1 protein-coding gene is annotated in these 2,552 nt (G+C 62.9%); it reads left to right on the forward strand.

Annotation, left to right across the window (positions count from 1 at the left end):
* Positions 1-2,552: beta strand repeat-containing protein (locus IEV98_RS22945; RefSeq protein WP_194444874.1), on the forward strand; the 2,552-nt coding region annotated here is incomplete at both ends.

Below are 2,552 nucleotides of genomic sequence, written 5' to 3' on the forward strand. Positions count from 1 at the left end.
AACGATGCACCCGTAATCACGGCACCGGCCACCATCGCTGTGACCGAGGACGTACCGGCGGCGCTCACGGGCATCAGCTTTGCCGATGTGGATGCGGGATCGGGCAATGTAACCGCGACCCTATCCGTTCCAAGCGGCTCGCTGTCGGCGACCGGCGGAGCCGGCGTGACCGTCGGCGGGACCGCCAGCGCCCTGACGCTGACGGGAACGATGGCCGATATCAACGCTTATATCGCGGCAGGCAACGTGACCTTCACCACTGCACCGAATGCGACCGGCAATGTAACGCTGACCGTGGAAATAGACGACAGCGGCAACACGGGAACGGGCGGATCCCAGCAGGATTCCGGAACGGTTACGCTGCAGGTTACCGCGGTGAACGATGCCCCCACGGCAACCAACCTGACGCAGGCAAAAATCGCTGCGGAAGGCGGCAGCGCTATAGCACTGGATGATATCGTGGTGACTGACCCCGATGCGGGGGAAACGATCACCGCAACACTGACAATGAGCGATCCGGCGGCCGGATCGCTGAGCACGGGCACCTTTGGTTCGGCGACATCAACCTACAATGCCGGCACCGGTGTATGGACGGTAAGCGGTTCCGTGGCCGACGCGAATGCGGCGCTGGCCGCGGTGGCCTTCACGCCATCAGCCGACAACGACCAGAATTTTACGATTACGACCCGCATCCGCGATGCAGCGGATACGGGGCCTGCCGATGGCACGGTCAGCGTTACGGTTACCGCGGTGAACGATGCACCCGTAATCACGGCACCGGCCACCATCGCTGTGACCGAGGACGTACCGGCGGCGCTCACGGGCATCAGCTTTGCCGATGTGGATGCGGGATCGGGGACGGTAACCGCAACATTATCCGTTCCGGGTGGCGCGCTGTCGGCGACCGGTGGGGCCGGTGTGACCGTCGGCGGGACCGCCAGTGCGCTGACCTTGACGGGAACGATCGCGGATATCAATGCGTTTATCGCGGCAGGCAACGTGACCTTCACCACGGCGGCAAACGCTACGGGAGATGTGGTACTGACGGCATCAATCAACGACAGCGGCAACACGGGGTCAGGCGGGTCCCAGCAGGATTCCGGAACAATTACGCTGCAGGTTACCGCGGTGAATGATGCCCCCACGGCAACCAACCTGACGCAATCGAAGACCGCTGCCGAAGGCGGCAGCGCTATAGCACTGGACGACATCGTGGTGACTGACCCCGATGCGGGGGAAGCAATCACCGCAACACTGACAATGAGTGATCCGGCGGCGGGCACATTGAGCACCGGTACATTCGGCTCGGCGACATCAACCTATAATGCCGGCACCGGTGTATGGACGGTGACCGGTTCGGTGGCGGACGTAAATGCGGCACTGGCAGCGGTGGCTTTTACACCATCAGCCGACAACGAACAGGATTTTACGATTACGACGCGCATCCGCGATGCCGCGGATACGGGGCCTGCCGATGGCACAATCAGTGTCACGGTAGTCGATATGACGCCGCCTGTGGTGACGGCCATCGAGGTAAGCGGTACGCCTTCGGCCAATGCGGAGGCTATCCAGTTCACCGTTTACTTTGACGAGGTGCCGGCGAATATTTCGATCAGTGATTTTACGCTCACACCGTCGGGTACGGCGAGCGCGGATATTGCCAGCCATTCCCCGGTGAATGCGAATACCGTGACGGTGACGATCGACCAGATCAGCGGTACGGGTACGCTGCGGCTGGACGTGGTTGCTAACCCGGGGATTACGGATACGGAGGGCAACGGTGACGGCACCAACGGTTACGTGGCGGCCTTTACCGGTGGCGAACTCCATACGGTAGACCGGGACGCGCCCGGCGTACCGGCCGGCCTGGCATTGGATGCAGGCTCCGATTCGGGTACCGCGGGCGACGGCATCACGAATGACAACACGCCGGCGCTGAACGGGACGGCCGATGCGAACGTGACCATCACGGTCACCTCCGATTTGGACGGCGTGCTGGGTACCACCACCTCCAACGGCAGCGGCGAGTGGAACTATACACCCACCACACCGCTTACCGATGGAGCGCATGGCCTTACGGCCACCGCCACGGATGGGGCGGGGAATACTTCCGGGGCGTCCACTGCCCTGGAAATCACCGTGGATACCACCCCACATCCCAAACCTTCATCCCCGGTATTGGCGACGGCCTCGGATACGGGCGAAAGTAACTCGGATGGCATCACCAACCTGGCTGACATCACCCTTCAGGGCACCGCCGGCTCGGTGGAGGCAGATGCGCGGGTACACGCCCGGTCCGATCTGGAGGGCGGCCTCACCAATGCCACGGCCAATGCCGACGGCAGCTGGAGCCTGGATGTATCGGGCTTGGCGGAAGGTACCCACCAGCTGCAGATTACCGCCACCGATGTGGCAGGTAATACAAGTGCTTACTCCGACGCGTTGACGGTGACAATTGACAGAACCGCCCCGCCCGTCAGCGGCGTGGCCTTCGACCAGGCAAGCGTGACGGCGGGCAACCGGACGGCCATTAGCCTGACCCTGGCCGGGGC

Origin of the sequence: Parapedobacter pyrenivorans, from assembly GCF_014636865.1 — a bacterium.
GTDB lineage: Bacteria > Bacteroidota > Bacteroidia > Sphingobacteriales > Sphingobacteriaceae > Parapedobacter > Parapedobacter pyrenivorans.